The sequence below is a fragment of the Polaromonas sp. P1_G4 genome, from assembly GCF_056405475.1.
On sequence record NZ_JBFUCA010000657.1, the window covers coordinates 1 to 1,976 of the forward strand.

Sequence of the window (1,976 nt, forward strand, 5' to 3'; positions counted from 1 at the left end):
ACGCCCGACAGAAAACAGACAGTGGCAATGCGCAGGGTCGGCAACTCACTCGTCTCACCCAAAAACAGCAGGATGATGGTAGTGCCGATCAGCATGGCGCAAAAGGTCAGAAAGGCGATGCAGATGTTGACCAACCAGCCACGCTGGCGCAACTCGCGCAGTTCGGCATACATGCGGTGCGCGCGGGCCTCTTCCACGCCGCCGGTCTCCAGCCGGTTCTCCAGGAAACGCGCGCGGTCGATGATGCGCGCCAGCCGCCCGGCGACGGCGGCGATCATTCCCGAAACAGCGGTGAGCAAAAACACCGGCGCCACTGCCAGTTGAATACCGTGGGTGACCGTTGCAAGGTCGGGCGCAAAGTTCATGCGGGGCTCCGGGGGTTCATGAAACGGGTATTGTCATGCAAACATCAGGCCAGCAGGCCTGCCGGTCGCCTGCCTTTGCGGACGATGCCCTACACGGATGTCGTCGCTGTCCGACAGCCCGCGGTGTGCGGTCGTCCCCACAATGAACTCCAAGGCAGTGCCCGCGTTGCCTTTTTCCCTGCGACCGCCATCGCGGCACAGCACCGAATTATTTCCACCAAAGGATTTCCCATGCTCGCCAATAACGAAGGACAGCGCGTCCCTGACGTGACCTTCAAGACACGCCAGAACGACCAGTGGGTTGACGTGAAAAGCACTGAACTGTTTGCCGGGAAAAACGTCGTGGTTTTTTCGCTGCCCGGCGCCTACACGCCCACCTGCTCTTCCACCCATTTGCCGCGCTTTAATGCGCTGGCCAATACCTTCAAGGCCCATGGCATTGACGACGTGGTCTGCTTCTCGGTCAATGACGCCTTTGTGATGAACGAATGGGGCAAGGCGCAGGAGGCCGGCAATATCACCTTGATTCCGGACGGCAATGGCGACTTCTCCAAAGGCATGGGCATGCTGGTCGACAAAAGCGATCTCGGCTTCGGCAAGCGCTCCTGGCGCTATTCCATGCTGGTGCGCGATGGCGTGATCAAGAAGATGTTCATCGAGCCCGAGAAGGAAGGCGACCCCTTCGAGGTTTCGGACGCCGACACCATGCTCAAGTACCTTGCACCGCAAGCCGTGGCGCCCGAGCCCATCACCCTCTTCAGCAAGCCGGGCTGCCCGTTTTGCGCGAAAGCCCGGGCCATGCTGGACGAAGCAGGTCTTAGCTACGAGGAGATCACCTTGGGCCAGGGCATCACCACCAGCACGCTGCAAGCGGTTGCAGGCGCGGGAACGGCGCCACAAGTATTCGCAGGCGGGAAAAAAATCGGCGGGTCGGAGGACCTGCAAGCCTGGTTGAAAGAGTCCCGACCAGAGCCGGAACCACGCCAGTTTCTCAGCTAGCCGGCTGCAGCACTTTCGCCCTGCGCCGGGCGCGCCAGCTGACCACCGCTTCGCAGGCGTCAAAGTGCTTGAGCAGGTTCTGCTTTTGCCGCTCGAGCAGCGAACTGGCGGCAATCATCTGCGGCCATGACTCACACGCTTTTCCCACTGCTTCATTGAGCACACCGCGCACGCGCGTTTCAAACATGCCCGTGGCGTTGCAAAAACTGCGCAGCGTTTTGGCGGTCAGCCTGGCCTGCTTTTCACCACCGGGCACAAAGCGCAGCGCGTGGCCCCTGCCGCCCAGGTAGGCCGCGTACGCCACCACGTCGTAGGCCGGAGACAGCTCGGGCGTGCGGCCACCCGGGTACACCACACCGAAGTTTTTGACGTGGGCGTCATAGTTGCCGAGCATTTCATTGACCATCACGCGGCGGATCAATTCTTCTGCAGCGCCCTCACCCAGGTGCGCCTCCAGGCTCATGCCTTCACGCAACGTCCGGGCCATGGCGGCGTAGGTTGCAGCGGGATGCGTGTATTTTTCTTCCGGCTGGATGCGCAGGATCTGCGCAAAGTCTTCGCAATGAATGTGGCCCTCAGGCCCGCTGTCAAAGCGCTTGACGGCGAGGAAAT

General features: G+C 61.2%; 3 protein-coding genes. 1 reads left to right on the forward strand and 2 read right to left on the reverse strand.

The features are described 5' to 3' along the window. A partial coding sequence (locus tag AC1D1X_RS21850; protein ID WP_477699168.1) for a DUF2721 domain-containing protein occupies positions 1–365 on the reverse strand: 365 nt, incomplete at its 3' end. 231 nt (positions 366–596) lie between these two features. On the opposite strand from AC1D1X_RS21850, the gene AC1D1X_RS21855 reads away from it, so the two are divergent. Continuing rightward, positions 597–1,364, forward strand: coding sequence for a glutathione peroxidase (locus AC1D1X_RS21855; RefSeq protein ID WP_477669305.1), 768 nt, complete (start codon positions 597–599; stop codon positions 1,362–1,364). Here AC1D1X_RS21855 and AC1D1X_RS21860 read toward each other — a convergent pair. Then, positions 1,357–1,976, reverse strand: a 620-nt coding sequence (locus tag AC1D1X_RS21860) for a type II toxin-antitoxin system HipA family toxin (protein ID WP_477699169.1), incomplete at its 5' end; no start/stop codon positions are given. The two genes, AC1D1X_RS21855 and AC1D1X_RS21860, sit on opposite strands and share 8 nt — an antisense overlap.

Bases quoted from the DNA above. Each gene is read 5' to 3' on its own strand.
- AC1D1X_RS21855 (WP_477669305.1), top strand. From the start codon at position 597: ATGCTCGCCAATAACGAAGGACAGCGCGTCCCTGACGTGACCTTCAAG.